29 protein-coding genes and 1 pseudogene are annotated in these 25,226 nt (G+C 72.0%); 20 read left to right on the top strand and 10 right to left on the bottom strand.

Features of this window, described 5'->3' with window-relative positions; all coding sequences use genetic code 11:
- Nucleotides 1-130 (top strand): annotated as a pseudogene (locus CA983_RS47920) (AAA family ATPase); the annotation flags it as partial.
- A gap of 127 nt (nt 131-257) precedes the next feature.
- On the opposite strand, the gene ybaK reads toward CA983_RS47920, so the two are convergent.
- From ybaK to CA983_RS17190, 4 genes are all read right to left on the bottom strand, one after another.
- Nucleotides 258-761: a Cys-tRNA(Pro) deacylase gene (ybaK, locus tag CA983_RS17205; protein WP_086601786.1), complete on the bottom strand. Its 504-nt coding sequence runs from the start codon at nt 759-761 to the stop codon at nt 258-260.
- A gap of 11 nt (nt 762-772) precedes the next feature.
- Nucleotides 773-1,513, bottom strand: a complete 741-nt coding sequence (locus CA983_RS17200; protein WP_086601785.1) for an LON peptidase substrate-binding domain-containing protein — start codon at nt 1,511-1,513, stop codon at nt 773-775.
- Between the two features lie 11 nt (nt 1,514-1,524).
- Nucleotides 1,525-2,556, bottom strand: a complete 1,032-nt coding sequence (locus CA983_RS17195) for a hypothetical protein (RefSeq protein WP_086601784.1) — start codon at nt 2,554-2,556, stop codon at nt 1,525-1,527.
- Between the two features lie 121 nt (nt 2,557-2,677).
- A complete protein-coding gene (locus CA983_RS17190) occupies nt 2,678-4,255 on the bottom strand; it encodes an oxidoreductase (RefSeq protein ID WP_086601783.1) in 1,578 nt (525 codons plus the stop codon).
- Between the two features lie 178 nt (nt 4,256-4,433).
- On the opposite strand from CA983_RS17190, the gene hisD reads away from it, so the two are divergent.
- Genes hisD through hisF form a run of 8 tightly spaced genes read left to right on the top strand, consistent with a single transcriptional unit; the run spans nt 4,434 to nt 10,158 of the window.
- On the top strand, nt 4,434-5,759 hold the full coding sequence (gene hisD / locus CA983_RS17185) for a histidinol dehydrogenase (protein WP_086601782.1): 1,326 nt from the start codon (nt 4,434-4,436) through the stop codon (nt 5,757-5,759).
- Nucleotides 5,756-6,868 carry a histidinol-phosphate transaminase gene (locus tag CA983_RS17180; RefSeq protein WP_086601781.1) on the top strand — a complete coding sequence of 371 codons (1,113 nt, stop codon included), beginning with the start codon at nt 5,756-5,758 and terminating at the stop codon, nt 6,866-6,868. Before hisD ends, CA983_RS17180 begins: the two co-directional genes overlap by 4 nt.
- Complete coding sequence (hisB, locus tag CA983_RS17175; RefSeq protein ID WP_086601780.1) at nt 6,865-7,467, top strand: imidazoleglycerol-phosphate dehydratase HisB; 603 nt, start codon at nt 6,865-6,867, stop codon at nt 7,465-7,467. Before CA983_RS17180 ends, hisB begins: the two co-directional genes overlap by 4 nt.
- Complete coding sequence (locus CA983_RS46710; protein ID WP_010039417.1) at nt 7,464-7,628, top strand: hypothetical protein; 165 nt, start codon at nt 7,464-7,466, stop codon at nt 7,626-7,628. Before hisB ends, CA983_RS46710 begins: the two co-directional genes overlap by 4 nt.
- On the top strand, nt 7,625-8,278 hold the full coding sequence (hisH, locus tag CA983_RS17170; protein ID WP_086601779.1) for an imidazole glycerol phosphate synthase subunit HisH: 654 nt from the start codon (nt 7,625-7,627) through the stop codon (nt 8,276-8,278). The genes CA983_RS46710 and hisH overlap by 4 nt, the downstream gene beginning before the upstream one ends.
- A complete protein-coding gene (priA, locus tag CA983_RS17165; RefSeq protein ID WP_086601778.1) occupies nt 8,275-9,000 on the top strand; it encodes a bifunctional 1-(5-phosphoribosyl)-5-((5-phosphoribosylamino)methylideneamino)imidazole-4-carboxamide isomerase/phosphoribosylanthranilate isomerase PriA in 726 nt (241 codons plus the stop codon). The genes hisH and priA overlap by 4 nt, the downstream gene beginning before the upstream one ends.
- Nucleotides 8,997-9,389: a RidA family protein gene (locus CA983_RS17160; RefSeq protein ID WP_086601777.1), complete on the top strand. Its 393-nt coding sequence runs from the start codon at nt 8,997-8,999 to the stop codon at nt 9,387-9,389. The genes priA and CA983_RS17160 overlap by 4 nt, the downstream gene beginning before the upstream one ends.
- 13 nt (nt 9,390-9,402) lie before the next feature.
- Nucleotides 9,403-10,158, top strand: a complete 756-nt coding sequence (gene hisF / locus CA983_RS17155; protein ID WP_086601776.1) for an imidazole glycerol phosphate synthase subunit HisF — start codon at nt 9,403-9,405, stop codon at nt 10,156-10,158.
- A 91-nt stretch (nt 10,159-10,249) separates the two neighbouring features.
- Here hisF and CA983_RS17150 read toward each other — a convergent pair whose 3' ends face one another.
- The gene (locus CA983_RS17150; RefSeq protein WP_086601775.1) at nt 10,250-10,885 is read right to left on the bottom strand and encodes a TIGR03085 family metal-binding protein; all 636 of its coding nucleotides are present in this window, start codon (nt 10,883-10,885) and stop codon (nt 10,250-10,252) included.
- Nucleotides 10,886-10,968: 83 nt separating this feature from the next.
- Here CA983_RS17150 and hisI point away from each other — a divergent pair, with 83 nt between their 5' ends.
- The 11 genes from hisI to lgt all read left to right on the top strand — a co-directional run bounded on the left by hisI (nt 10,969) and on the right by lgt (nt 19,667).
- Entirely contained in the window at nt 10,969-11,364 is a 396-nt protein-coding gene (gene hisI / locus CA983_RS17145; RefSeq protein WP_086601787.1) for a phosphoribosyl-AMP cyclohydrolase, read from the top strand.
- A gap of 11 nt (nt 11,365-11,375) precedes the next feature.
- The gene (locus CA983_RS17140; protein WP_086601774.1) at nt 11,376-12,857 is read left to right on the top strand and encodes an anthranilate synthase component I; all 1,482 of its coding nucleotides are present in this window, start codon (nt 11,376-11,378) and stop codon (nt 12,855-12,857) included.
- Nucleotides 12,858-12,898: 41 nt separating this feature from the next.
- Nucleotides 12,899-13,540: a TIGR02234 family membrane protein gene (locus CA983_RS17135; RefSeq protein ID WP_086601773.1), complete on the top strand. Its 642-nt coding sequence runs from the start codon at nt 12,899-12,901 to the stop codon at nt 13,538-13,540.
- A 119-nt stretch (nt 13,541-13,659) separates the two neighbouring features.
- Nucleotides 13,660-13,911 carry an HGxxPAAW family protein gene (locus CA983_RS17130; RefSeq protein ID WP_086601772.1) on the top strand — a complete coding sequence of 84 codons (252 nt, stop codon included), beginning with the start codon at nt 13,660-13,662 and terminating at the stop codon, nt 13,909-13,911.
- Between the two features lie 83 nt (nt 13,912-13,994).
- Nucleotides 13,995-14,429: a DUF2752 domain-containing protein gene (locus CA983_RS17125; RefSeq protein ID WP_086601771.1), complete on the top strand. Its 435-nt coding sequence runs from the start codon at nt 13,995-13,997 to the stop codon at nt 14,427-14,429.
- 138 nt (nt 14,430-14,567) lie between these two features.
- Entirely contained in the window at nt 14,568-15,377 is an 810-nt protein-coding gene (gene trpC, locus CA983_RS17120; protein WP_086601770.1) for an indole-3-glycerol phosphate synthase TrpC, read from the top strand.
- 22 nt (nt 15,378-15,399) lie between these two features.
- On the top strand, nt 15,400-15,567 hold the full coding sequence (trpM, locus tag CA983_RS49525; protein WP_425276453.1) for a tryptophan biosynthesis modulator TrpM: 168 nt from the start codon (nt 15,400-15,402) through the stop codon (nt 15,565-15,567).
- 106 nt (nt 15,568-15,673) lie between these two features.
- Entirely contained in the window at nt 15,674-16,960 is a 1,287-nt protein-coding gene (gene trpB / locus CA983_RS17115) for a tryptophan synthase subunit beta (RefSeq protein WP_086601769.1), read from the top strand.
- Nucleotides 16,957-17,775 (top strand): tryptophan synthase subunit alpha, encoded by an 819-nt coding sequence (gene trpA / locus CA983_RS17110; protein WP_086601768.1) that lies wholly within the window; start codon nt 16,957-16,959, stop codon nt 17,773-17,775. Before trpB ends, trpA begins: the two co-directional genes overlap by 4 nt.
- A gap of 86 nt (nt 17,776-17,861) precedes the next feature.
- Nucleotides 17,862-18,638: a DsbA family protein gene (locus CA983_RS17105; RefSeq protein WP_086601767.1), complete on the top strand. Its 777-nt coding sequence runs from the start codon at nt 17,862-17,864 to the stop codon at nt 18,636-18,638.
- Between the two features lie 84 nt (nt 18,639-18,722).
- Nucleotides 18,723-19,667 carry a prolipoprotein diacylglyceryl transferase gene (lgt, locus tag CA983_RS17100; protein WP_086601766.1) on the top strand — a complete coding sequence of 315 codons (945 nt, stop codon included), beginning with the start codon at nt 18,723-18,725 and terminating at the stop codon, nt 19,665-19,667.
- 71 nt (nt 19,668-19,738) lie between these two features.
- On the opposite strand, the gene CA983_RS17095 is transcribed toward lgt, so the two are convergent.
- From CA983_RS17095 to CA983_RS17075, 5 genes are all read right to left on the bottom strand, one after another.
- Nucleotides 19,739-20,560: an HpcH/HpaI aldolase/citrate lyase family protein gene (locus CA983_RS17095; protein WP_086601765.1), complete on the bottom strand. Its 822-nt coding sequence runs from the start codon at nt 20,558-20,560 to the stop codon at nt 19,739-19,741.
- On the bottom strand, nt 20,557-21,744 hold the full coding sequence (locus tag CA983_RS17090) for a CaiB/BaiF CoA transferase family protein (RefSeq protein WP_086601764.1): 1,188 nt from the start codon (nt 21,742-21,744) through the stop codon (nt 20,557-20,559). Before CA983_RS17090 ends, CA983_RS17095 begins: the two co-directional genes overlap by 4 nt.
- Nucleotides 21,741-23,177, bottom strand: a complete 1,437-nt coding sequence (locus tag CA983_RS17085) for an ADP-ribosylglycohydrolase family protein (protein ID WP_086601763.1) — start codon at nt 23,175-23,177, stop codon at nt 21,741-21,743. Before CA983_RS17085 ends, CA983_RS17090 begins: the two co-directional genes overlap by 4 nt.
- Entirely contained in the window at nt 23,165-24,334 is a 1,170-nt protein-coding gene (locus tag CA983_RS17080) for an ADP-ribosylglycohydrolase family protein (RefSeq protein ID WP_086601762.1), read from the bottom strand. The genes CA983_RS17085 and CA983_RS17080 overlap by 13 nt, the downstream gene beginning before the upstream one ends.
- A 7-nt stretch (nt 24,335-24,341) precedes the next feature.
- Nucleotides 24,342-25,226 (bottom strand): ADP-ribosylglycohydrolase family protein (locus tag CA983_RS17075; RefSeq protein WP_086601761.1); only part of this gene is annotated, 885 nt, incomplete at its 5' end.

The following is a 25,226-nucleotide window of genomic DNA, read 5'->3' as shown; positions in this document are numbered from 1 at the left end:
GAAGGGGGCGTTGCTGGCCTGGCCGTTTGCCGCGTTGGTGTTGCATCTCGGGCTCATGGCGTTGTTCGGGCCTCGGGATCCGGAGCCGGAGTTTTCCGATGGGCCGTATCAGGGACCGCCGGCCGCTTAGTGGTCGGCGTTGGTGCTTGGGCCGGGTGGGTCCGCAGCCCGGCGTAGCGGGGTGCCGCTCTCTTTGGGATGGGTGCCGCCCTTAGCGGCACGATTGCCCGCAGCTAGGCGGGACGGGTGCCCGCAGGCTAGGTGCGTCCGACAGGAACCAGCACCGCTTCTGTCAGCTTGGCGAGGTCCTCCGGAGCAAGCTCCACCTCCAGACCCCTCCTGCCCGCCGACACACAGATCGTCGTATGAGCCGAGGCTGACGCGTCCAACACAGTCGGCAGTTTCTTGCGCTGGCCCAAGGGCGAGATACCGCCCCTGACATAACCCGTCGTGCGTTCCGCCAGGGTCGGGTCGGCCATCGTCGCGCGTTTGCCGCCCACCGCCGCTGCCAGGGCCTTCAGGTCCAGTTGGCCCGCCACCGGGACCACCGCGACCGTCAGCGTGCCGTCGACGTCCGCCACCAGGGTCTTGAAGACGCGGTCCGGGGAGAGGCCCATCGCCTCGGCCGCCTCCTCGCCGTAGGAGGGGTGGGAAGGGTCGTGGTCGTAGGCGTGGACCGTGAACTCCACGCCCGCCGCCGTGAGGGCGACCGTCGCGGGGGTGCCGCCCGGCTGTTGCTGCTTCTTCGACTTCTTCGCCATGCCGGTCCGCTTCAGTTGAGACTCGTCGGGCCGCGCGTCAGGTCCGACGCCGGCAACGAGGGCAGATTACGGATGATGGCCGTCTCGGAGCGAAGGAGTTTCAGCTCGTCGCGCAGGCGGGAGGCGGTGTCGGGCGCCTGGAGCAGGCGCTGCTTGGTGGGCGTGTCCAGCATCATCGCCGCGGCCACCAGGTACGACACCACGCCCGGCTCGTCGGGCAGGTCTGCCCCGGTCGTCAGGGACCGTTCCCGCGCGCCCGCCAGCCGCTTCTGGTACTGGCGGAAGGACCGCAGCACGCCCTCGGCCAAGGGCGCCGCCTCGTCGCCGGGTTCCTCGGTCAAGGTCTCCAGCTCGGCCGTCAGGAAGGGACCCGACGCCTCCACCGAGACCAGCCGCACCCGGTTCGTGCCGGTCGCCAGCACCTCGAAGGAGCCGTCGGTCCGCTCGCGGATCGTCGCGGCGTCCGCGATACAGCCCACCTTGTGGAACGCCTTGGCCGGGTCCGTGCCGAAGCCGGCGGCGGGCCCCCGCTCGGGCAGGGACGTGGGGTCGGGCATGCCGGGCGCGCTCGGGGCCACCTCGTGGCCGTCGCGGATCGCCACGACGGCGAACCGGCGCGGCTCGTCCTCCGGCGTCTTCAGCAGCTCGCGCATCATGGCGCGATACCGCTCCTCGAAGACGTTGAGCGGGAGCACGAGCCCCGGGAACAGCACCGAGTTCAGGGGGAAGAGGGGGAGCCGGACGGTGGTCACGACGCAAAAGCCTAATGGTCGCGGGAGCGGGCTCGTCCGCCCCGTTCACTCCGTGGATGCCCGGGCGGCCGGCCGGCTGCTCCGGCCAGGATGTCGTCGCGTACCCGAAGGAAGTGGCCGAGCGGGTCGTCCGACACCTGGTCCCAGGGGAACGAGGTGGCGTACGGGCCGTTCAGGCGCAGCTGTTCCCGGGCGTCCGGCCAGCGTTCCAGGCGCACCAGGACGAAGACGAGCAGGTTCCGCATCCGGGCCGGCCAGGGGTCGGCCGTCGGCAGTCGCGGGGACAGCGCGATCGCGCGGTCGGCGGCCGCGTCCAGCCGTTCGCGCGGCAGCTCGGGCCCGCAGTCGTCGGTGAGGTAGCCGAAGGCGGCCCGCAGCGGGAGCGCCTGGACGAGCGCGTCGGCGGGCGCGTCCTGCGCGGCCCGGTCGGCGAAGTCGAAGCACTCCTGGTGCGAACCGTGCCAGGACGCGGCCAGATAGCGCAGGGCCGACTCGTGACAGCCGTAGTGGTGCGGGGCGCGGCGGACGGCCGCCGCCCACAGTTCCTCGAAGTAGGTGTGTCCGGCCTGGGCGCCGCGCGCGTGATCCAGCGCGAGCCGCCAGGGCACGGGGTCGTCGTGGTCGGCCCGCGCGGCGGCCGTGATCAGCGGGCTCACCTCGCGCAGTGCCTCGGCCCGGGCCGGTGACTGCCAGGCGCGGTCCACTGCCAGCTGGGCCCTGAGCAGCAGCGCGTCCGGGTCCTGCGGGGCGGTGGCGAGCCAGGCGTCCAGCCAGTCGGCGCGCGAGCGGGCGAAGGCGGCCAGCCGGGTGACGTACCGGTCGCGCCGCTCCCACTCGGCCGCCGCCCGGGTGGCGCGGAGCAGCGCGGCCGCCGGTCCGTGGTCGTCGCGGGCGGCCGCGACCAGCGCCGGACTGAGCCGTGCGTCGGGCGCGTCGAGCAGCACCTCGTCGTCGGTGCGCGGTCCGCTGACGAGGTGGGAGGCGGTCCTTGTCATCCGGCTCGCGCGGATGAACGGCAGCTGTATTGCCATGGTGTCGACCATTGAAAGTCCGCTGGTCACAACGGCGCCAGATGCTTCGGGGAACTCGCGGAAAGTTGTACGCCGAAGAGTCAAGAGAGGGTAAAGGCGTGACCGTTCAAAAACTCCAGTCACATCGGCAACACTAGTTGCGTCGCAGCAGCCGCGTCGCCCCCGCCGCCACCGTCGTCGCCAGGACCCAGCCCAGCAGGATCATGGCCGCCGCCAGCCACTGCCAGCCCCCGCGCAGTTGCCAGAAGCCGACTTGGCCGAGGTCGATGACCGGCAGCAGCAGATCGAGCGTGAACAGTGTGGGGTTCCACTCCGGATGCTCACCGCGCTTCAGCGGCGGGTGTCCGGCCTGTGCGAAGGCGAGCGAGCCCGCCGCCCACAGCACCGCCATCCACACCGCGGCCCGGGCCGGCCGGTACCCGTAGGCGACCGTCCAGTCCTGCGCGTAGCCCCACAGCTTGGCGGCCGGCGGCAGGCTCTCCCGGTGCCGGCGCTGCTTGGCGAGCAGCACCTCGCGGGCGTCCTCGTCCTCCCCGCCGGCCCGCAGCACGGCCGCGAGCCGCTCGTACGGCTCCGGGTTGTACTCGGCGGTCGCCGCCGCCACCCAGTCCAGCCGCTCGGCCAGCGGGAACGGCCCGCGCGGCACGAGGTTCTCGTAGGCGAAGCCGCCCATGTGCAGCCGCCCGGGGCCGGGCCAGGCGTCCGCCCGGTCCATCAGGTTGACGATCTTCGCCCCCGACAGCACGACACGCCCGCGCGCGGGCCGCTCACCGAGGAACCGCAGCTCCGGCGTCTGCACCCGGCGCAGCGACAGCTCCTGGTCGTCGGTGAGGGTGAACCGGGCCTGCTCGAAGTCCACCGCGTCGCCGAACCGCCCGTCGTCCAGCCGGATCCCGCCCTCGCACGCGAACCGCTGGATCCGCGTCCCGCGCGCCGGGGTCATCCCGCTCATCGCCTGGGCGCCGATGCCCGCCGGCGTCAGGTACAGGCTGCGCTCGACGGTGAGCTGCGGGGCGTTGAACGCGAGCCGCTCGTACGGGTTGGCCAGGCGGGCACCGCGCAGGCTCAGGGACACGCCGATGGTGGCGGCGCGCAGGCTCAGCTCGCCGTGCGACTCCAGCAGCTCGGCCTGTAAGTCCTGGCCGACGGTCAGGCCGTCCGCGGCGATCGACCGGCCGCTGCGGTCCCGGTGCACGATCGCCTGGTTGAGCATCAGGTCCGTGCCGATCTGCGCGTCCGTGAGCCGGATGCCGCGGTGGAAGCGGCAGCGCGGCAGATGCAGATCACCCTCCGTCTGCACCCGGGCCGCCTCCAGCCGCGGCACCGAGCAGTCCACCATCCGCACGGTCGTGAAGCGGGCCTCCGGCAGCAGCACGTCCTGCTCGAACCGGCACTGGCGCATCTCGACGTACGGCACCACCGTGCCGCCCGCGAGGTCCAGCGAGCCGCTGATCAGCACGCCGGTCAGCTTCAGCGACGACACCCGGCCGGCCAGGGCGGGCGGGCCGTCCAGCAGCAGCCAGCAGACGATCCGGGCCCGCACGGTCCGCTCCTCGCCCCACGGGTGGCCGCCGTGCGGATCGTCCACCACCGGGTCGCCGCTGCTCAGGTCGTACACGCTGCCGTTGCGGAACGCCTGCCACATTCCGGCCTCCGCCGCGGTCAGGTCGTCGGGCAGCTCCCCGGCACGCACGCCGGCCCCCTCGGTCACGTCTCTTCCATCCTCCCCAGCTACTCGCGGGTCAGGTGCTTCGTACACCTGTTCATGCCCGCTGAGTGACGCCCCGAACGCGAAACGTGACGGAGATCTTCCGGGTTCCGGCGGCGTTCTGTATCAGCCATTGATACGAGCGAACGGCGCGTCCTGCGGGTCTGAGAGAATTGAGCACGTGATCTCCCGAATCGATCTGCGTGGCGACGCCCTCCCCGAGGGTCCCGCCCTGCGCGACCTGCTGCCCCGAGCCGAGTTCGACGTTCAGGCCGCCCTGGAGAAGGTGCGTCCGATCTGCGAGGACGTGCATCATCGGGGCGATGCGGCGCTGATCGACTTCGCCGAGCGGTTCGACGGGGTCAGGCTCGACCAGGTGCGGGTACCGGCCGCCGCGCTCACGCGCGCGCTGGAGGAGCTCGACCCGGCCGTGCGCGCGGCCCTGGAGGAGTCCATCCGGCGCGCCCGGACCGTCCACCGCGAGCAGCGCCGCTCCACGCACACCACCCAGGTGGTGCCCGGCGGATCCGTGACCGAGAAGTGGGTTCCGGTCGAGCGCGTCGGACTGTACGCGCCCGGCGGCCGGTCCGTGTATCCGTCCTCCGTGGTCATGAACGTGGTGCCCGCCCAGGAGGCCGGCGTCGAGTCCATCGCGCTCGCCTCCCCGGCCCAGGCCGAGTTCAACGGGCTGCCGCACCCGACGATCCTCGCCGCCTGCGCGCTGCTCGGCGTCGACGAGGTCTACGCCGCCGGCGGCGCCACCGCCGTCGCGATGTTCGCGTACGGCACGCAGTCCTGCCCGCCCGCCAACATGGTCACCGGCCCCGGCAACATCTGGGTCGCCGCCGCCAAGCGCTACTTCACCGGCAAGATCGGCATCGACGCCGAGGCCGGCCCGACCGAGATCGCGGTCCTGGCCGACGACACGGCCGACCCGGTGCACGTCGCCTCCGACCTGATCAGCCAGGCCGAGCACGACCCGCTGGCCGCCGCTGTGCTGGTCACCGACTCCGTCGAGCTCGCGGACGCCGTGGAGAAGGAACTGGAGCCGCAGGTCGCGGCCACCAGGCACGTCGACGACCGGATCGTCCCGGCGCTGTCCGGGAAGCAGTCCGCGATCGTCCTGGTCGACGGCATCGACGAGGGCCTGAAGGTGGTCGACGCGTACGGCGCCGAGCACCTGGAGATCCAGACGGCGGACGCCGCCGCCGTGGCCGACCGCGTCAGGAACGCCGGCGCGATCTTCATCGGCCCCTGGGCCCCGGTCTCCCTCGGCGACTACGCGGCCGGCTCCAACCACGTCCTGCCCACCGGCGGCTGCGCCTGCCACTCCTCGGGCCTGTCCGTCCAGTCGTTCCTGCGGGGTATCCACATCGTCGACTACACCAAGGACGCGCTGGCCGAGGTCGCGCACCACGTGGTCACGCTGGCGGAGGCGGAGGACCTGCCCGCGCACGGCGCGGCGATCAAGGCCAGGTTCGGCTGGAAGGTACCCGAGAGCAAGTGAGCGACGTACGTATCGACGATCTGCCCGTACGGGACGAGCTGCGCGGCAAGTCCCCCTACGGCGCGCCCCAGCTGGACGTCCCCGTACGGCTGAACACCAACGAGAACCCCTACCCGCTGCCCGAGCCGCTGGTCGAGCGCATCACCGAGCGGGTCCGTGAGGCCGCCCGCAACCTCAACCGCTACCCGGACCGGGACGCGGTCGAGCTGCGCACGAAGCTCGCCGAGTACCTGACGGACACGTCCGGCCACGAGGTCGGCGTGGCCAACGTCTGGGCCGCCAACGGCTCCAACGAGGTCATCCAGCAGCTGCTCCAGACCTTCGGCGGGCCCGGCCGCACCGCGATCGGCTTCGAGCCGTCGTACTCGATGCACGCGCTCATCTCGCGCGGCACGGGCACGGGCTGGATCTCCGGCCCCCGCAACGAGGACTTCACGATCGACCTCGCGGCCGCCGAGAAGGCGATCGCCGAGCACCGGCCCGACGTCGTCTTCATCACCACCCCCAACAACCCCACGGGCAACGCGGTCCCGCCCGAGACGGTCCTCGCGCTGTACGAGGCCGCGCAGGCGGCGAAGCCGTCGATGGTGGTCGTGGACGAGGCGTACATCGAGTTCAGCCACGGCGACTCCCTGCTGCCGCTGCTCGACGGACGCCCGAACCTGGTCATCTCCCGCACGATGTCGAAGGCGTTCGGCGCGGCGGGCCTGCGCCTCGGCTACCTCGCCGCGCACCCCGCCGTCGTGGACGCCGTCCAGCTCGTCCGGCTGCCGTACCACCTGTCGGCCGTCACCCAGGCGACGGCCCTGGCCGCCCTGGAGCACACCGGCACGCTGCTGGGCTACGTCGAGCAGCTCAAGGCCGAGCGGGACCGCCTGGTCACCGAGCTGCGCGAGATCGGCTACGAGGTGACCGCGTCCGACGCGAACTTCGTACAGTTCGGCCGGTTCGCGGACTCCCACGAAGCCTGGCGGAAGATCCTCGACCGGGGCGTCCTGGTCCGGGACAACGGCGTGCCCGGCTGGCTCCGGGTCACCGCCGGAACCCCCGAAGAGAACGACGCGTTCCTCGACGCGGTACGTGCACTGAAAAAGGAGCAGAGTTCATGACTCGCGAAGGCCGCGTCGGCAGAATCGAGCGGACGACCAAGGAGACCTCGGTCCTCGTCGAGATCGACCTCGACGGCACCGGCAAGACGGAGATCTCCACCGGCGTCGGCTTCTACGACCACATGCTCGACCAGCTCGGCCGGCACGGCCTGTTCGACCTGACCGTGAAGACCGAGGGCGATCTGCACATCGACTCGCACCACACCATCGAGGACACCGCCCTCGCCCTGGGCGCCGCCTTCAAGCAGGCCCTCGGCGACAAGGTCGGCATCTACCGCTTCGGCAACTGCACGGTTCCCCTGGACGAGTCCCTCGCCCAGGTCACCGTCGACCTGTCCGGCCGCCCCTACCTCGTGCACACCGAGCCCGAGAAGATGGCGCCGATGATCGGCGAGTACGACACCACCATGACGCGGCACATCCTGGAGTCCTTCGTGGCCCAGGCGCAGATCGCGCTGCACGTGCACGTGCCCTACGGGCGCAACGCGCACCACATCGTGGAGTGCCAGTTCAAGGCGCTGGCCCGGGCCTTGCGCTACGCGTCCGAGCGTGACCCGCGCGCGGCCGGCATCCTCCCCTCCACGAAGGGCGCCCTGTGAACGGCATCTCGACCCTGCTGATCGTCGTCGGCCTGTTCCTCGTCGGCGGGATCTACTCCTTCGTCAAGCAGAAGATGCCCAAGGGCCTGATCGTGCTGCTCTCCATCGGCGCCGCGATGTGCCTGGCCGCCGGTGTCGTGAGGCTGGAGGTGTGGAATTGAGCGCCCCTTCGAAGAAGCAGAAGAAGGTCGTCGTCTTCGACTACGGCTTCGGCAACGTCCGCTCCGCCGAGCGTGCCCTCGCGCGCGCGGGAGCCGACGTCGAGATAACGCGTGACTACGACAAGGCCATGAACGCCGACGGGCTGCTCGTGCCGGGCGTCGGCGCCTTCGCCTCCTGCATGAAGGGCCTGCGCGAGGCGCGCGGCGACTGGATCGTCGACCGCAGGCTGTCCGGCGGCCGCCCGGTCATGGGCATCTGCGTCGGCATGCAGATCCTCTTCGCCCGCGGCATCGAGCACGGCGTGGAGAGCGAGGGCCTCGACGAGTGGCCCGGTTCGGTCGAGCCGCTCCAGGCCGAGATCGTGCCCCACATGGGCTGGAACACCGTGGAGGCGGCGCCCGGCTCGCAGCTCTTCGCCGGCCTGGACGCCGACGCGCGCTTCTACTTCGTGCACTCCTACGCCGTCCACGACTGGTCGCTTCAGACGCACAACCCGGCGATGGAGGCACCCAAGGTCACCTGGTCCACGCACGGCAAGCCGTTCGTCGCTGCCGTCGAGAACGGCGCCCTGTGGGCCACGCAGTTCCACCCCGAGAAGTCCGGCGACGCCGGAGCCCAGCTCCTCACCAACTGGATCGGAACACTGTGAGCAAGCTCGAACTCCTCCCCGCCGTCGACGTCCGTGACGGCCAGGCGGTCCGTCTGGTGCACGGCGAGTCCGGTACGGAGACCTCGTACGGCTCGCCCCTGGAGGCCGCCCTCGCCTGGCAGCGGTCCGGCGCCGAGTGGCTGCACCTGGTCGACCTCGACGCCGCGTTCGGCACCGGCGACAATCGCGCGCTGATCGCCGAGGTCACCAAGGCGATGGACATCAAGGTGGAGCTGTCCGGCGGCATCCGCGACGACGACACCCTCGCCGCCGCCCTGGCCACCGGCTGCACCCGCGTGAACCTGGGCACGGCCGCCCTGGAGGCCCCGGAGTGGGTCGCCAAGGTCATCGCCGAGCACGGCGACAAGATCGCGGTCGGTCTCGACGTCCGCGGCACGACCCTGCGCGGCCGCGGCTGGACCCGCGACGGCGGCGACCTCTACGAGACGCTGGAGCGCCTCAACAAGGAGGGCTGCGCGCGGTACGTGGTCACGGACATCGCCAAGGACGGCACGCTCCAGGGCCCGAACCTGGAGCTGCTGAAGAACGTCTGCGCGGCTACGGACCGCCCGGTGGTGGCCTCCGGCGGTGTCTCGTCGCTCGACGACCTCCGTGCGATCGCCGAGCTCGTCCCGCTCGGCGTAGAGGGCGCGATCGTAGGGAAGGCGCTGTACGCGAAGGCGTTCACCCTGGAAGAGGCATTGGAGACTGTGTCGTCATGAGTGATGCCGTACGGCGCGTGCAGAGCGGAAGTCCCTGGGAAGAGAGTTTCGGTTTCGCGCGCGCCGTGGCGGCGGGCGACCGGGTGCTGGTGGCGGGCACGACGCCCTTCAAAGGCGATGTGCTGTACGGGGAGGGCGACCCGTACGAGCAGGCCAAGGCGGCCTTCACCAGCGCCCTCGAGGCGATCGGCGAGTTCGGGCTCGGCATCGGGTCCGTGGTCCGGACGCGGATGTATCTCGCACACACGCGCGACCTCGACGAGGTGGGCCGGGCCCACAAGGAGCTGTTCGACCCCGTGCGCCCGGTCGCGACCTTCCTCGTGGTGGACGGCTTCGTCGACCCGCGCGTTCTGGTGTCGGTGGAACTGGAAGCATTCAAAGGACATTAGAGGAGCCTGATTCATGACCCTGGCGGTCCGAGTCATCCCCTGCCTGGACGTGGACAACGGCCGGGTCGTCAAGGGCGTCAACTTCCAGAACCTGCGCGACGCGGGCGACCCCGTCGAGATGGCCAAGGTGTACGACGCCGAGGGCGCCGACGAGCTGACGTTCCTGGACATCACCGCCTCGTCGGGCAACCGCGAGACGACGTACGACGTGGTGCGCCGCACGGCCGAGCAGGTGTTCATCCCACTCACGGTCGGCGGCGGGGTGCGCACCGCCGAGGACGTGGACAAGCTGCTGCGGGCCGGTGCGGACAAGGTCGGCGTCAACACGGCCGCGATCGCCCGCCCGGAGCTGATCCGGGAGATCGCGGAACGCTTCGGCCGCCAGGTCCTGGTCCTGTCGGTGGACGCGCGCCGCACCGAGTCCGGCTCCTTCGAGGTGACCACCCACGGCGGCCGCCGCGGCACCGGCATCGACGCCGTCGAGTGGGCGCACCGGGCAGCCGAACTGGGCGCCGGCGAGATCCTGCTCAACTCCATGGACGCGGACGGCACCAAGGACGGCTACGACCTGGAGATGATCGCGGCCGTGCGCAAGCACGTGACCGTCCCGGTCATCGCCTCGGGCGGCGCGGGCAAGCTGGCGGACTTCCCGCCGGCCATCGCGGCGGGCGCGGACGCGGTCCTGGCCGCGTCGGTGTTCCACTTCGGCGACCTGCGCATCGGCGAGGTCAAGGAGACGCTGCGGGAGGCGGGTCACCCGGTGCGGTGACCCGCCTGTCGGGAGCCCCGGTCGCGTGCTGCGGCCGGGGCTTCTCCATGCGCCCTCAGAAGGTCCCCTGAGGCGCTCTCAGGAGGATCCCTCAGATCCCGAGCTGCTTCGCCTCGTGCAGCTTCGCGATCGCGTTCTCGTCGCCGTCCAGGTCGACCTTGGCCGCGCTCTGGCGGCCGTAGGAGAACAGCACCAGTTCGGAGGGTTCGCCGGTCACCGTGACCACCGGGGTGCCGCGCTGGGCGACCGCTGTCTGGCCGTCGGGCCGGCGCAGCACCAGGCCCGTCGGGACGCCACGCCCCATCAGCCGGGCGGTGCGCTCCAGCCGGGACCACAGGGCGTCCTGGAAGACCGGGTCGAGCTCGCGCGGCGACCAGTCGGGCTGGGCGCGGCGCACGTCCTCCGTGTGGACGTAGAACTCGACGATGTTCGACATCTCGTCGACCGGCTTGAGCGAGAAGGGCGAGAAACGCGGCGGCCCCGTACGGATCAGCTGGATCAGCTCCTCGTACGGCTTGTCGGTGTACTCCGCCATCACCCGGTCCAGGCGTGGCGCGAGCTGCTTGATCAGTATCCCGCCGGCGGCGTCCGGGCGGCGCTCGCGCACCACCACGTGGGCGGCGAGGTCCCGGGTCGTCCAGCCCTCGCACAGGGTGGGCGCGTCCGGGCCCGCGGTCTCCAACAGATCGGCGAGGAGAAGTCGTTCACGCTTGGCATGGGTCGACATGGAGTCAGCCTACGACCGGCTCGGAGGTCCGCACAGTGGACACTCCACCTGACCTGTCAGTGGCGCGCGGCACAATGGTCGGCATGACCAGCACGTCATCCCGGCCCAGCCGTCTCGACCCGGAGATCGCCGCGCGCCTCAAGCGCAGCGCCGACGGCCTCCTGCCCGCGATCGCCCAGCAGTACGACACCGGAGAGGTGCTCATGCTCGGCTGGATGGACGACGAGGCGCTGCACCGCACCCTGACCACCGGCCGGTGCACGTACTGGTCGCGCAGCCGCCGGGAGTACTGGGTCAAGGGCGACACCTCCGGCCACTTCCAGTGGGTGAAGTCCGTCGCCCTGGACTGCGACGCCGACACGGTCCTGGTGAAGGTCGACCAGGTCGGCGCCGCCTGCCACACCGGCGCCCGCACCTGTTTCGACGAGGACGTGCTCCTCAAGGACGGCGGCTCCGACCGACCCGCCCCGGATCAGTAAGGTCAGCGGCCATGGACCTCGAGACGTTCCGCAAGCTCGCCACCGACCGGCGGGTCATCCCGGTCACCCGCAAACTCCTCGCCGACGGCGACACCCCGGTCGCGCTCTACCGCAAGCTCGCCGCCGAGCGCCCGGGCACCTTCCTGCTGGAGTCCGCGGAGAACGGCCGCTCGTGGTCCCGCTACTCGTTCGTTGGCGTCCGCAGCGCCGCCACGCTGACCGAGCGCGACGGGCAGGCCCACTGGCTCGGCGCCCCGCCCGTCGGCGTCCCCGTCGACGGCGACCCCCTCGCCGCGCTGCGCGCCACCATCCAGGCGCTGCACACTCCCCACCAGGAGGGCATGCCGCCCTTCACCGGCGGCATGGTCGGCTACCTCGGCTACGACATCGTCCGCCGCCTGGAGAAGATCGGCCCCGGCGAGCGCGACGACCTGAAGCTCCCCGAGCTGACCATGCTCCTCACCAGCGACCTCGCCGTGATGGACCACTGGGAGGGCTCGGTCCTGCTGATCGCCAACGCGATCAACCACAACGACCTGGAGACCGGCGTCGACGAGGCCTACGCGGACGCCGTGGCCCGGCTCGACGCCATGCAGGCCGACCTCTCCCGCGCGGTCGCCCAGCCCCCGGCCGCGCTCCCGCCCTCCGAGCTCCCCGAGTACTCCGCGCTGTGGGGCGGCCCCGACTTCCAGGACGCCGTCGAGGACATCAAGGAGCGCATCCGGGCCGGCGAGGCCTTCCAGGTGGTCCCCTCCCAGCGTTTCGAGACGCCGTGCACGGCGAGCGCGCTGGACGTCTACCGGGTCCTCAGGGCCACCAACCCGTCCCCGTACATGTACCTGTTCCGGTTCGACGGGTTCGACGTCGTCGGCTCGTCCCCCGAGGCCCTGGTCAAGGTGGAGGACGGCCGCGCCATGGTCCATCCCATCGCCGGCACCCGCTGGCGCGGCGCCACCCCGCAGGAGGACCAGGCCCTCGCCGACGAGCTGCTCGCCGACCCCAAGGAGCGCGCCGAGCACCTCATGCTCGTCGACCTCGGGCGCAACGACCTGGGGCGGGTCTGCGAGCCCGGCTCGGTCGAGGTCGTCGACTTCATGTCCGTCGAGCGGTACTCGCACGTCATGCACATCGTCTCGACGGTGACGGGCCGCGTCGCCACGGGCCGCACCGCCTTCGACGTCCTCACCGCGTGCTTCCCGGCCGGCACCCTCTCCGGCGCCCCGAAGCCCCGCGCCATGCAGATCATCGACGAACTCGAACCGTCCCGGCGCGGGCTGTACGGCGGCTGCGTCGGCTACCTCGACTTCGCGGGCGACTCCGACACCGCCATCGCCATCCGCACGGCCCTCCTCCGGGACGGCACCGCCTACGTCCAGGCGGGCGCGGGCATCGTCGCCGACTCCGACCCGGTCGCCGAGGACACGGAGTGCCGCAACAAGGCGGCGGCGGTCCTCAGGGCCGTCCACACGGCGAATCGGCTGGGAAAGGCCTGAGATGAACCCCGGGTGACGGTTCGCCCGGGGTTCAAGCGATAGTGGGGGACGTGACTGCTGCACCTCACCCCCGTTCCGAAGCCGCCGGATCCGCCAGGGCCGGACGCCTGAGCCTCGCCGTCGCGCTGCTGTGCGGCGCGCTCGGCGCGGCCGTGGCGCTGCTCGCCACCCGGCAGCGCTGGGCGGAGGGCACCGCGACGGTGGCCGGCGGCGCCTTCCCCCTGACCGCCAAGGGCAGCGACGTCACGGGCGTCCCCGCGGCGCTCGCCGTAGTGGGCCTCGCCGCGCTCGTCGCCGTCTTCGCCGTCCGCCGGGCCGGCCGCCTCGTTGTGGCCGTGCTGCTGGCGCTCTCCGGCGCGGGCATCGTCGCCGCCGCCCTGCTCGGCGCCTCCGACGGCTCCGCGCTCGACGAGCAGGCCGCCCAGGCCTCCGGCGACACCTCCGCCTCCGTGGACACCCTCAGTCACACCGCCTGGCCGTACGTCGCGGCGGTCGGCGGCGTGCTGCTCCTCCTGGCCGGACTGCTCGCCCTGCGCTACGGCCGGCTGTGGCCCGCGATGTCCGGCCGCTACGAGCGGGACGGCACGCCCCAGCCGCGCCGCAAGGCCCCCGCCGTCGACCCCGACCGGCCCGAAGACCTGTGGAAGGCACTCGACCGGGGCGAGGACCCGACCGGAGCCTGAGCCACACGGGGGAGCGGGGCGTGACCCAGGAGCACCCCCGCTCACCGCCCCCGCGCGGGTGCGGGACAATGGGACCGAGCGTCCTGCTCAGACACGCACACAGCAACGAGGAGCAAGCAATGGCGGGCAGCAGCCACGGTCACACCCCGGCCGCCTGGACCGGTGTCACGATCGCCTTCATCGGTTTCTGCGTCGCGGGCGCGTTCATGGTGATGGACCAGCCGGCGGGCTTCTGGGCCGGCATGGTCGTCGTGCTGCTCGGCGGTGTCGTCGGCGGCATCATGCGGATGATGGGCCTCGGCCAGCCCAAGGAACTGCACAAGCCGCACCGGATGACGGGCGACCGCGAGCCGGCGCGCGCCGAGGGCTGATCCCCGCGGAACACCGCGCTGTCGCGTGAGGGGCGGCCGGCACTCGGGTGCCGGGACCGCCCCTCACGCGCGTGMGGGGCACAATGGCTGCCGTGAACGCCGACAGCCGAAGGGCGACGCCCAGCGTCCCGGGCCGCCTGGCCGCCCCCGCCGGGGTGCTCGCGGCCGTCGCCGCCGCATTCGCCTACGTGGGCGCGGTCGACCCCAACGAGCCCGGCCACTACCCCGTCTGCCCGCTGCTGCACTACACGGGCCTGTACTGCCCCGGCTGCGGCGGACTGCGCAGCGCGCACGCCTTCGTCCACGGCGACGTCCCGGCGGCACTGCACGCCAACGCGCTCGCCGTCCTCGGCTATCTGGCCTTCGCCGTGCTGTGGACCGTATGGGTGGTCCACGCGGTGCGCGGGCGCCCGCTGCGGATCGACCCCCGCCTGGGCCTGGTGTGGAGCCTCGGCGCGTTGCTGCTGGTCTTCACGGTTGTCCGGAACCTGCCCTTCGGTGGCTGGCTCCATCCTTGATCGACTGGCGAATGTCCAGGTAGTGGGACCGCCGTCAACCGGATGCGAGGCCTACGCCCCGCTGCGGATACCATCGCAGTGACCATCGCTTTCGATCGGTCGCTGGAACTGTCAAGAGTCTGGAAGGGGGCCGCTCGCGTGAGTGTGCTCGACGAGATCATCGACGGAGTCCGTGCCGACCTCGCGGAGCGGCAGGCGCGCGTCAGCCTCGACGAGCTCAAGGAGCGCGCGGCGAAGGCTCCCGCCGCCAAGGACGGCGCGGCCGCACTGCGCGGCGACGGCGTCAAGGTCATCTGCGAGGTCAAGCGCTCCAGCCCGTCCAAGGGCGCGCTTGCCGCGATCGCCGACCCGGCCGGACTCGCCGCGGACTATGAGGCGGGCGGTGCGGCCGTCATCTCCGTCCTCACCGAACAGCGACGCTTCGGCGGCTCGCTCGCCGACCTCGAAGCCGTCCGCGCCCGCGTGGACATCCCGGTCCTGCGCAAGGACTTCGTCGTCACGTCGTACCAGCTGTGGGAGGCCCGGGCCTACGGCGCCGACGTCGTCCTGCTGATCGTCGCCGCTCTCGACCAGCCCGCCCTGGAGTCCCTCATCGAGCGCGCCGAGTCCATCGGGCTCACGCCGCTCGTCGAGGTGCACGACGAGGACGAGGTCGAGCGCGCGGTCGACGCCGGCGCCCGCGTGATCGGCGTCAACGCGCGCAACCTCAAGACCCTCGAGGTCGACCGCGGCACCTTCGAGCGCGTGGCACCCGAGATCCCCGACCACATCATCAAGATCGCCGAGTCCGGCGTCCGCGGCCCGCACGACCTCATCGCCTACGCCAACGCCGGCGCCGACGCGGTCCTGGTGGGCGAATCCCTCGTCACCGGCAAGGACCCCAAGACGGCGGTCTCCGACCTGGTGGCGGCAGGCGAACATCCCGCACTCCGGCACGGCCGGGGCTGATCTCCCGCTAGGCTTGGCCCCGATGAATCTCACCCTGACGACCGTGGACCGGTACGCCCGCCTCGCGCGCGGCTGCCGCCCCCGCGGCTGCCGAGCCCCCGCGCGCCGCGTACACGGCCGCCGGGTCCGGTATGTCATCGGTGACGAACCCGGGCAGGTCAACGGCATGCGATGGCAGCGGGTTTTCTAGGGGCGCGGGGAACTGCGCGAGCAACCACATAGAGCCCGCAGCCAAGAGACAATCTCCGCCCCCACGGCGATCAGTGCATTCCACACACTCACCGTGAAGGTTCCGCATGCCCAGTCAGTTCTTCATCCCCGACCCCGAGGGTCACACGCCCAACCCCGAAGGCTACTTCGGGGCCTTCGGCGGCAAGTTCATCCCCGAGGCCCTCGTCGCAGCCGTCGACGAGGTGGCCGTCGAGTACGACAAGGCCAAGCACGACCCGGAGTTCGCCAAGGAACTCGACGACCTCCTGGTCAACTACACCGGCCGCCCGTCGGCACTGACCGAAGTCCCTCGTTTCGCCGCGGAAGCGGGCGGCGCCCGTGTCTTCCTCAAGCGCGAGGACCTCAACCACACCGGCTCCCACAAGATCAACAACGTTCTCGGCCAGGCCCTGCTCACCAAGCGCATGGGCAAGACCCGCGTCATCGCCGAGACCGGCGCCGGCCAGCACGGCGTCGCCACGGCCACGGCCTGCGCGCTCTTCGGCCTCGAGTGCACGATCTACATGGGCGAGATCGACACCCAGCGCCAGGCCCTGAACGTGGCCCGCATGCGCATGCTCGGCGCCGAGGTCATCGCCGTGAAGTCCGGCAGCCGCACGCTGAAGGACGCCATCAACGAGGCGTTCCGCGACTGGGTCGCCAACGTCGACCACACGCACTACCTCTTCGGCACGGTCGCCGGACCCCACCCCTTCCCGGCCATGGTCCGCGACTTCCACCGGGTCATCGGAGTGGAGACCCGCCGCCAGCTCCTGGAGCGCGCCGGCCGGCTCCCCGACGCCGCCGTCGCCTGCGTCGGCGGCGGCTCCAACGCCATCGGCCTCTTCCACGCCTTCATCCCGGACACGGACGTACGCCTCATCGGCTGCGAGCCGGCCGGCCACGGCGTCGACACCGGCGAGCACGCGGCGACCCTGACCGCCGGAGAGCCCGGCATCCTGCACGGCTCCCGCAGTTACGTCCTCCAGGACGACGAGGGCCAGATCACCGAGCCGTACTCGATCTCGGCCGGCCTGGACTACCCGGGCATCGGCCCCGAGCACTCCTACCTCAAGGACTCCGGCCGCGGTGAGTACCGCGCGGTCACGGACGACGCGGCCATGCAGGCCCTGCGCCTGCTGTCGCGCACCGAGGGCATCATCCCGGCCATCGAGAGCGCCCACGCGCTGGCCGGCGCCCTGGAGGTCGGCAGGGAGCTGGGCAAGGACGGACTGATCGTGGTCAACCTGTCCGGCCGCGGTGACAAGGACATGGACACCGCCGCCCGCTACTTCGGCCTCTACGACACCGACGCCGAGGTCGCCGCCCACGCCGACACCGACACCGCCGAGATCGAGGGGGACGCCAAGTGAGCGGGAACATTCAGCTGCTGAGCGACACCCTCGCCGCGGCGAAGTCCGAGGGCCGGTCCGCCCTCATCGCCTACCTCCCGGCCGGGTTCCCGACCGTGGACGGCGGCATCGAGGCGATCAAGGCCGTCCTGGACGGCGGCGCCGACGTCGTCGAGGTGGGTCTGCCGCACAGCGACCCCGTCCTCGACGGGCCCGTCATCCAGACCGCCGACGACATCGCCCTGCGCGGCGGCGTGAAGATCGCCGACGTGATGCGCACGGTCCGCGAGGCCCACGCGGCCACCGGCAAGCCGGTGCTCGTCATGACGTACTGGAACCCCATCGACCGCTACGGCGTCGAGCGGTTCACCGCCGAGCTCGCCGAGGCGGGCGGCGCCGGGTGCATCCTGCCCGACCTGCCCGTGCAGGAGTCGGCGCTGTGGAGGGAGCACGCCGAGAAGCACGGTCTCGCCACCGTCTTCGTCGTCGCCCCCAGCAGCAAGGACCAGCGGCTCGCGCAGATCACCGCGGCGGGCAGCGGCTTCGTCTACGCCGCCTCCCTCATGGGCGTCACCGGCACCCGTGCGTCGGTCAGCTCGCAGGCCGAGGACCTGGTGGCCCGCACCCGGGCCACCGGTACGGACCTGCCGGTCTGCGTCGGGCTCGGCGTCTCCAACGCCGGCCAGGCCGCCGAGGTCGCCGGCTTCGCCGACGGCGTGATCGTCGGCTCGGCCTTCGTCAAGGCCATGCTGGACGCCCCGGACGACGCGGCCGGTGTCGAGGCCGTCCGCACCCTGGCGGCCGGCCTGGCCAAGGGCGTGCGCGGACAGGCGTAGGAAAGCGGGAAGTCATACAGGTCCCTCGTACGGGTGGACCTGGGGCCGGGGAGGCGCGGTGCGCCTCCCCGGTTCGTTTCCGGGGTGTGAGCGAGAAGAACCATGAGGGAAAGCGCACCGCCCGGGAGAAGCTGGCGGTCGAGCGTGAGAAGCACAAGTCCGCGGAGAAGCGCCGGCGCGCGCTGATCGTGGGCGGGGCCGTCGTCGCCGTCCTGGGACTGGCGGCGGTGATCGGCGTGGTCGCGGCCAACGCGGGCAAGGAGGACGACAGCGAGGCCTCGGGCCCGGTCGTGGCCCCCTCGGGAGCACAGGGCAAGGACGGCCTGGCCATCCCGGTCGGCAAGGACAGCGCGAAATCCACGCTCACGGTGTGGGAGGACTTTCGCTGCCCGGCCTGCAAGTCCTTCGAGACGGCGTACCGGCCGGTGATCCACGAGCTGACGAACGCCGGCCGGCTGAAGGTGGAGTACCACCTGGTCACCCTCATCGACGGCAACATGGGCGGCAGCGGCTCCCGCAACGCGGCCAACGCCGCGGCCTGCGCCCAGGACACCGGGAAGTTCCCCGCGTACCACGACGTGCTCTTCGACAACCAGCCCCAGGAGGTCGACGACGCCTACGCCAGGAACGACAAGCTGATCGAGCTGGCCGGCAAGGTCGACGGCCTGGACACCCCCGCCTTCCGCAAGTGCGTCGAGGACGGTACGCACAACAGCTGGGTCGCCAAGTCCCACCAGGCCTTCAACAAGGGCGGCTTCTCGGGCACACCGACCGTGCTGTTCGACGGCAAGAACATCTACCAGGACCAGACGATGACCCCGGCGAAGCTGAAGCAGATGGTGCAGGAGCAGAACAAGGGGTAAAGGCTTTTCTCACGCGCCCGTTATGGACCCGTAGCCGGGCTGCCTGCCGCGGCCCCGGTCCGGCACGGTAGCGTCGACCTTGCCATGGAACTTGCCTTCATTCCCAGCCCGTCACGCGGGGTGCTGTATCTCGGCCCCATTCCGCTGCGCGGCTACGCGTTCTGCATCATCATCGGCGTCTTCGTTGCCGTCTGGCTCGGCAACAAGCGCTGGATCGCCCGGGGCGGGCGGGCCGGCACGGTGGCCGACATCGCTGTCTGGGCCGTCCCCTTCGGCCTGGTCGGCGGCCGGCTCTACCACGTGATCACGGACTACGAGCTGTACTTCAGCGAGGGCCGTGACTGGGTGGACGCCTTCAAGATCTGGGAGGGCGGCCTCGGCATCTGGGGCGCGATCGCGCTGGGCGCGCTGGGCGCCTGGATCGGCTGCCGCCGCCGGGGCATCCCGATGCCGGCCTACGCCGACGCCGTCGCGCCGGGCATCGCCCTCGCCCAGGCGATCGGCCGCTGGGGCAACTGGTTCAACCAGGAGCTGTACGGCAAGCCCACCGACCTGCCGTGGGCCCTGGAGATCACGTCCTCCGCGGACGGGCGGGTGCCGGGCACCTACCACCCGACGTTCCTGTACGAGTCGCTGTGGTGCATCGGCGTCGCGTTCCTGGTCATCTGGGCGGACCGCCGCTTCCGGCTGGGACACGGCCGGGCGTTCGCGCTGTACGTCGCCGCGTACTGCACGGGCCGGGCGTGGATCGAGTACATGCGTGTGGACGACGCCCACCACATCCTGGGCCTCCGCCTGAACGTGTGGACCGCGATGTTCGTGTTCCTCCTCGCGGTCACGTACCTGGTGCTGTCGTCGAAGAAGCGGCCGGGCCGGGAAGCCGTGGTGGAGCCGGGCGCGGAGACCTCCGGCGGTGAAGCCGACGGCGACGACGAGTCCGCCGGCGAGGGAATGGAAGGCGTGGCCGAGGCCGAGGACAAGGCCGACGACGAGGCCAAGGACGACGCCGAGTCGGCGAAGAAGACCTGACCGTCTGCCGTACGTGACTGAGGGCGCCCGGGGTTGCCGGGCGCCCTCGGCGTTTTCCGGGTGGGGGAGCGTCAGCGGCGGCGTGCCAGGAACAGGGTGCGCTGGGCCGCCGTCACCACCGCCGTGTCGATGAAACGGCCGTCCGGGAGGGCCTGGGCGCCCGGTTCCGCAGCCGCTGCCTTGACGATCGTCTCCGCTTGCTCGATCTCCTCCGCGGTGGGGAGGAAGGCCCGCTCGATGACCGGGAGCTGGCGGGGGTGGATCGCGGCCCGGCCCAGGAAGCCCAGGGCGCGGCCGTGGGCGCAGGAGGCGGCCAGTCCTTCGAGGTCGCGGACGTCCGGGTGGACCGACTGTGCCGGCGGGGGCAGGCCCGCGGCCCGGGCGGCCACGATCACCCGGGAGCGTGACCAGTCGAGCCCCGCGTCGTGACAGACCCCCAGGTCGGCCCGTAGGTCCGCCTCCCCGAGCGCGATGCCCCGCAGGGACGGGTGGGCCGTGGCGACGGCGTACGCCTGTTCCACGCCGAGGGCCGTCTCCAGGAGGGCGTACAGGGGCAGCCCGGTGGGGACGGCGTGCTGTGCGGTCCGGACGACCTCGGCGGGCGAGGTGATCTTGGGGAGCCGCAGGGCGCAGAGGCCGGGAGCCGGGGCCACGGCGGCGAGGTCCTGCCTGGCCCAGGGGCTGTTCAGGGCGTTGACGCGGACGTGGACCGGGACCGGCGGCAGCTCGGCCAGCAGCTCGGCGGTGGCGGCCCGGGCGTACGCCTTCCGGTCGGGGGCGACCGCGTCCTCCAGGTCGACGACGACGATGTCGGCGCCGGCGGTGAGGGCCTTGGCCACGACCTGGGGGCGGTCCCCCGGGGCGTAGAGCCAGGTGAGCGGGAACGCCGTCACAGGGCGCCCTCCGCACGCAGCGCCGTGAGGTCGGCCGGGGACAGGCCCAGTTCGGTGAGAACCTCGTCGGTGTCGGCGCCGTGCGGGCGGCCGGCCCAGCGGATCGCGCCGGGCGTGGCGGAGAGCCGGAAGAGGACGTTCTGCATGCGCAGGGGGCCCAGCTCCGGGTCGTCGACGGTGGTGATGGTGTTCAGGGCCTGGTACTGCGGGTCCGCCATCACGTCGCGGACGTCCTGGACCGGGGCCACCGCCGCCTCGGCCTTCTCGAACGCCGCCAGGACGTCCGTGCGGGTGCGCGCGGCGATCCAGGAGCCGACCGCCTCGTCCAGGACGTCGGCGTGACGGGCGCGGTCGGCGCCCGTGGCGAACCACGGCTCGTCGATCAGTTCCGGGCGGCCCACCAGGCGCATCACGCGTTCGGCGACCGACTGGGCCGACGTCGAGACGGCGACCCAGGTGCCGTCCGCGGTGCGGTAGACGCCGCGCGGGGCGTTGTTGGGGGAGCGGTTGCCGGTGCGGGGCTGGACGTGGCCGAGCTGGTCGTACCAGAGGGGCTGGGGGCCGAGCGCGGCCAGGATCGGTTCGATCAGGGCCATGTCGACGACCTGGCCCTCGCCGGTCCTGTCCCGGGCGGCGAGGGCCGTCATCACCGCGTACGCCGTCGTCAGGCCCGCGATGGAGTCGGCCAGGCCGAACGGCGGCAGCGTCGGGGGCGCGTCCGGTTCGCCGGTGATCGCGGCGAAGCCGCTCATCGCCTCGGCGAGAGTGCCGAAGCCGGGGCGGTGGGCGTAGGGGCCGAACTGGCCGAAGCCGGTGACGCGGGCCAGGACCAGGCGGGGGTTGGCGGCCGACAGTTCCGGCCAGCCCAGGTCCCACTTCTCCAGGGTGCCGGGGCGGAAGTTCTCGATGATCACGTCGGCGCCGGCGGCGAGGCGCAGGAGGGTGGTGCGGCCGCCGGGCTTCGACAGGTCGAGGGTGATGGTGCGCTTGTTGCGGCCGAGCATCTTCCACCACAGGCCCACGCCGTCCTTCGACGGGCCGTGGCCGCGGGACGGGTCCGGTTTCGACGGGTGCTCGACCTTGACGACCTCCGCGCCGAAGTCACCGAGCAGGGTGGCGGCGAGCGGGCCGGCGAAGAGGGTGGCGAGGTCCAGGACGCGGAGGCCGGTGAGGGGCGCGGTCATGAGCGGTGGGTCTCCCGGTGTGTGAGGTGGGCGAGGGTGTCGAAGCCGATGCCGTTGAAGTCGCCGATGGAGGTGGACAGGCGGTTCTTCAGGGGGGCCGTCCAGCGGTCGGGGAGCGCCGCGGGGTCTTTGGCCAGCAGGCCCGCGATGCTGCCGGCGGTCGCGCCGTTGGAGTCGGTGTCCCAGCCGCCGCTCACCGCGCGGCAGACGGAGCCGGAGAAGTCGCCGTCGGCGTGGGTGAGGGCGGCGGCGATGAGGGCGGTGTTGGGGACGGCGTGCACCCAGTGGTGGCTGGGAGCGTGGGTGGCGTGCAGTTCGTCGACGACCGTGTCGAAGTCGTCGTGTTCCCGGGCCAGTTGGATGGCGTGGTGGACGGCCCGGGCGAGGCGGGAGCGGGGCGGGACGACGGTGAGGCCGGTGCGCAGGCAGGTGTGGACGTCGTGTTCGCCTGTCGCGGCCTGCGCGATGGTGGCCGCCGTGAACATCGCCGCGTAGACGCCGTTGGCGGTGTGGGTGAGGGTGGCGTCGCGGTGGGCCTGTTCCGCGGCGGCGGCCGGGTCGCCGGGGTTGGTCCAGCCGTGGACGTCGGCGCGGATCAGGGCGCCGATCCATTCGCGGAACGGGTTGCGGTGGCGGGCGGTGTGCGGGGGTTCCAGGCCGGTGAGGAGGTTGCGGTAGGCGATGCGTTCGGCCGTGAAGGTGCGGCCGGCGGGGAGTTCGTCGAGCCAGGTGCGGGCCACGTCCGTGGTGGTGAAGGACTTGGTGTGGCGCTGGAGGACGAGGAGGTTGAGGAGGGGGTAGTTGAGGTCGTCGTCCTCGGGCATGCCGTCGATGTTCTCGGCGAGGGAGGTTTTTGCCGAGCGGCGGTTCCAGGGGTGTGCGGCGAGGAGTTCTTGGGGGACGCCTCGTTCGGTGAACCAGGTGGATAGAGGCCAATTGCCTGTGGACTTGGCCAGTTGGCGGATGGCTTCTAGGGGGAGTTTTTCGACTGGTTTGCCCAGGAGGCAGCCTGCGGCTCGGCCGAGCCAGGCGGATTCCAGGTGCGACTGTGTTGTGGCTGAGCTGGGGTGGGTCGCGCAACCCGGCGCTGACGGGGTGCCGCCCTTCCTTGGGACGGGTGCCGCCCCAGCGGCACGACTGCCCGCAGGCGGCGGCCACTCGGGGCAGGCCGACCTGATCTTCTCCAGGTCCGTTGGTTCGTCGTCCGCCAAGGCGCTTGGTAGGTCTGCCAGTTCGTCCAGGAGGTCTTCTGCCAGTTGGCGGAGGTAGCGGGACGCCGGAGACGGGGACGCGCCTGCGGTGCGGGGGGCCTCTGGGCCGCCTGCCGCTCGCCAGCGGGCCGCGATCGCTTTGGGCTCGCGGCCGTCCTGGGTCGCCTGGCGGAGTTCGTGGCCGAGCAGGTCCTCCGGCTGGACCCAGGTCAGGCGGAGCATTCCGGGCCTCCGAGGGATGCGAAGGCCTGTTCGTGGGTGCGGCGGCGGGATACGTCTCGGGTGAAGATCTCGCGGGTTACGGCCGTGAGGGTCGCGGCCGGTTCCCAGAGGTCCAGGCGGCTGGCCTCCGCGACCGTCTTGGCCCAGTCCTGGGGGATCGGCGAGCCGAGGGCGCCGGCCAGGGCGCCGGCCATCGTGGCGATGGAGTCGCAGTCGCGGCCGTAGTTCACGGCGCCCAGGACCGCGTGGCGGTAGTCGCCCTGGGCCACGAGCAACATGCCCAGGGCTACGGGGAGTTCCTCGATCGCGTGCAGGCGGGAGGGGCGGCGGGCGCCGAGGGAGGGGGCGCGGTAGTCGGGGCCGACCGTGTCGTACGGGGCGACCGCCTCGCGCAGGGGGCCCAGTGCCGACTCGAAGTCCGGGTGGCGGGAGGCCTCCTCGCAGACCCGCTCGATGGCGGTGCGCGTGCCGTCCTTCGCCAGGGACAGGCAGGTCGAGACGACCGAGTCCGGGGTGGCTCCCGGGGTGCAGGCCGCCGCGACCGCCGCCGCCAGGACGCCCGCCGCCTCACGGCCGTACGACGACTGGTGCGCGCCGGCGATGTCGAGGGCCTCGGCGTAGGCCGCCTGTGGGTTGGCGGCGTTGACCAGGCCGACCGGGGACATGTACATCGCCGCACCGCAGTTGACGATGTTGCCGGTGCCGGCCTCGCGCGGGTCGGCATGGCCGTAGTGGATCCTCGTCACCAGCCATTTCTCCGCCAGGAAGATGCGGTGCAGGGGGAGTGCCTCGGTCTCCAGTTCCGGGATCCAGCGTGGCTCGGTCATCAGGTCGGGGACGAGGTGGTCGGCGATCGCGTAGGCGTCGAGGTGGTCGCGGACCCGGGCGTAGACGCGGATCAGGGCGTGCGTCATCAAGGTGTCGTCGGTGACGTGGCCGTCGCCCTTGTGGTACGGGGCGAGGGGGCGGGCGGTGCGCCAGTCGTCGCCGTGCCAGGGGCCGACGATGCCGTGGACGCGGCCGCCGTGGCGTTCCAGGATCTGCTCGGGCGAGTAGCCCTCGACGGGGCCGCCGAGGGCGTCGCCGACGGCGGCTCCGACCAGGGCTCCGGTGATCCGTTCGTCCAGTGTGGCGGTTTGGGATGGTTTGGGCTTCATGGCCGCATCATCCACCGGGGCGTGCCGGTTGCGCGGCTTCCAGGAGTTCGGCGAGTTCCACGAGGTCCGTGCCGGTGAGGCGGGGGAGGACGCAGCCGGAGAGGGTGCGGCAGGTCTCCCGCCAGGAGGCGGGGATCGACGCGCCGCCGCCGAGGGCACCGGTGAGGGCGCCTGCGAGTGCCGGGGCGGAGTCCGCTACGCGGGACAGGCAGGCCGCGGCGGGGATCGTCTCCGCGATGCGGCCGCGGGCCGCGGTGGCCAGGGCGAGGGCGACCGGGACCGTTTCGGCGGCGGCGATGCCGTAGCTGTAGACGTGGTCGACGATCTGGTGTTCCAGGGGCGGGACCAGGGCGAAGGCGCTGTCCGCGGCGGCGGCGAGGTGCAGTGCGTGCCGGGCGTTGCGGYCGATCTCCGTCTCCTCGGGGAGTTCGGCGAGGGCCGCCGTGACGCAGGCGTCGACGTTCGCGCCGGCCAGGGCGAGGGCGAGGGCCGCCGCCATGGCGCGGGCGCCGTGCACGCCGTCGCCGTCCTGCGTGTAGCGGGCGTCGAACTCGGCGAGGTCGGCGGCGCGTCGGGGGTCGCCCGGGTGGGCCACGGCCAGGACGCACGCCCGTACGCAGGCGGCGTCGTCGAAGTAGGGCGGGTTGTCGTGGCCGGTGGCGGGCGGGCGCAGGCCGGTGGCGAGGTTGCCGAGGCCGGCGCGGACGGAGATGCGGGCGCGCAGGGGGAGGACGGCGGACTCGATCTCGGGGGCGCGGTCCGCTGCGGCTGCTACCTCGCTTGCGATGGCGTTCCAGGTCAGGTCGATCGAGGCTCGGGTGCGGCGTTCTCGGCTGAGGTCGTTGAAGGCGGTGTCGTCGCCGGCTCGGAGGAGGGCCTCCGCGGCGAAGGC

Source organism: Streptomyces swartbergensis, from assembly GCF_002148965.1.
Taxonomy (GTDB): Bacteria; Actinomycetota; Actinomycetes; order Streptomycetales; family Streptomycetaceae; genus Streptomyces; species Streptomyces swartbergensis.
The sequence above is the reverse complement of the archived record's forward strand: the minus strand, read 5'-3'. Positions and strand labels throughout refer to the sequence as shown.

What these genes read in the sequence shown, in the direction of transcription:
- ybaK (WP_086601786.1), bottom strand. Translation starts at nt 761, where the DNA reads ATGGCGAAGAAGTCGAAGAAGCAGCAACAGCCGGGCGGCACCCCCGCG.
- CA983_RS17085 (WP_086601763.1), bottom strand. Translation starts at nt 23,177, where the DNA reads ATGCTCCGCCTGACCTGGGTCCAGCCGGAGGACCTGCTCGGCCACGAA.
- CA983_RS17140 (WP_086601774.1), top strand. Translation starts at nt 11,376, where the DNA reads ATGGACCTCGAGACGTTCCGCAAGCTCGCCACCGACCGGCGGGTCATC.
- trpB (WP_086601769.1), top strand. Translation starts at nt 15,674, where the DNA reads ATGCCCAGTCAGTTCTTCATCCCCGACCCCGAGGGTCACACGCCCAAC.
- CA983_RS17130 (WP_086601772.1), top strand. Translation starts at nt 13,660, where the DNA reads ATGGCGGGCAGCAGCCACGGTCACACCCCGGCCGCCTGGACCGGTGTC.
- CA983_RS17080 (WP_086601762.1), bottom strand. Translation starts at nt 24,334, where the DNA reads ATGAAGCCCAAACCATCCCAAACCGCCACACTGGACGAACGGATCACC.
- CA983_RS17125 (WP_086601771.1), top strand. Translation starts at nt 13,995, where the DNA reads ATGGCTGCCGTGAACGCCGACAGCCGAAGGGCGACGCCCAGCGTCCCG.
- hisI (WP_086601787.1), top strand. Translation starts at nt 10,969, where the DNA reads ATGACCAGCACGTCATCCCGGCCCAGCCGTCTCGACCCGGAGATCGCC.
- trpM (WP_425276453.1), top strand. Translation starts at nt 15,400, where the DNA reads ATGAATCTCACCCTGACGACCGTGGACCGGTACGCCCGCCTCGCGCGC.
- CA983_RS17160 (WP_086601777.1), top strand. Translation starts at nt 8,997, where the DNA reads ATGAGTGATGCCGTACGGCGCGTGCAGAGCGGAAGTCCCTGGGAAGAG.
- lgt (WP_086601766.1), top strand. Translation starts at nt 18,723, where the DNA reads ATGGAACTTGCCTTCATTCCCAGCCCGTCACGCGGGGTGCTGTATCTC.
- hisB (WP_086601780.1), top strand. Translation starts at nt 6,865, where the DNA reads ATGACTCGCGAAGGCCGCGTCGGCAGAATCGAGCGGACGACCAAGGAG.
- CA983_RS17150 (WP_086601775.1), bottom strand. Translation starts at nt 10,885, where the DNA reads ATGTCGACCCATGCCAAGCGTGAACGACTTCTCCTCGCCGATCTGTTG.
- CA983_RS17090 (WP_086601764.1), bottom strand. Translation starts at nt 21,744, where the DNA reads ATGACCGCGCCCCTCACCGGCCTCCGCGTCCTGGACCTCGCCACCCTC.
- CA983_RS17195 (WP_086601784.1), bottom strand. Translation starts at nt 2,556, where the DNA reads ATGGTCGACACCATGGCAATACAGCTGCCGTTCATCCGCGCGAGCCGG.
- hisF (WP_086601776.1), top strand. Translation starts at nt 9,403, where the DNA reads ATGACCCTGGCGGTCCGAGTCATCCCCTGCCTGGACGTGGACAACGGC.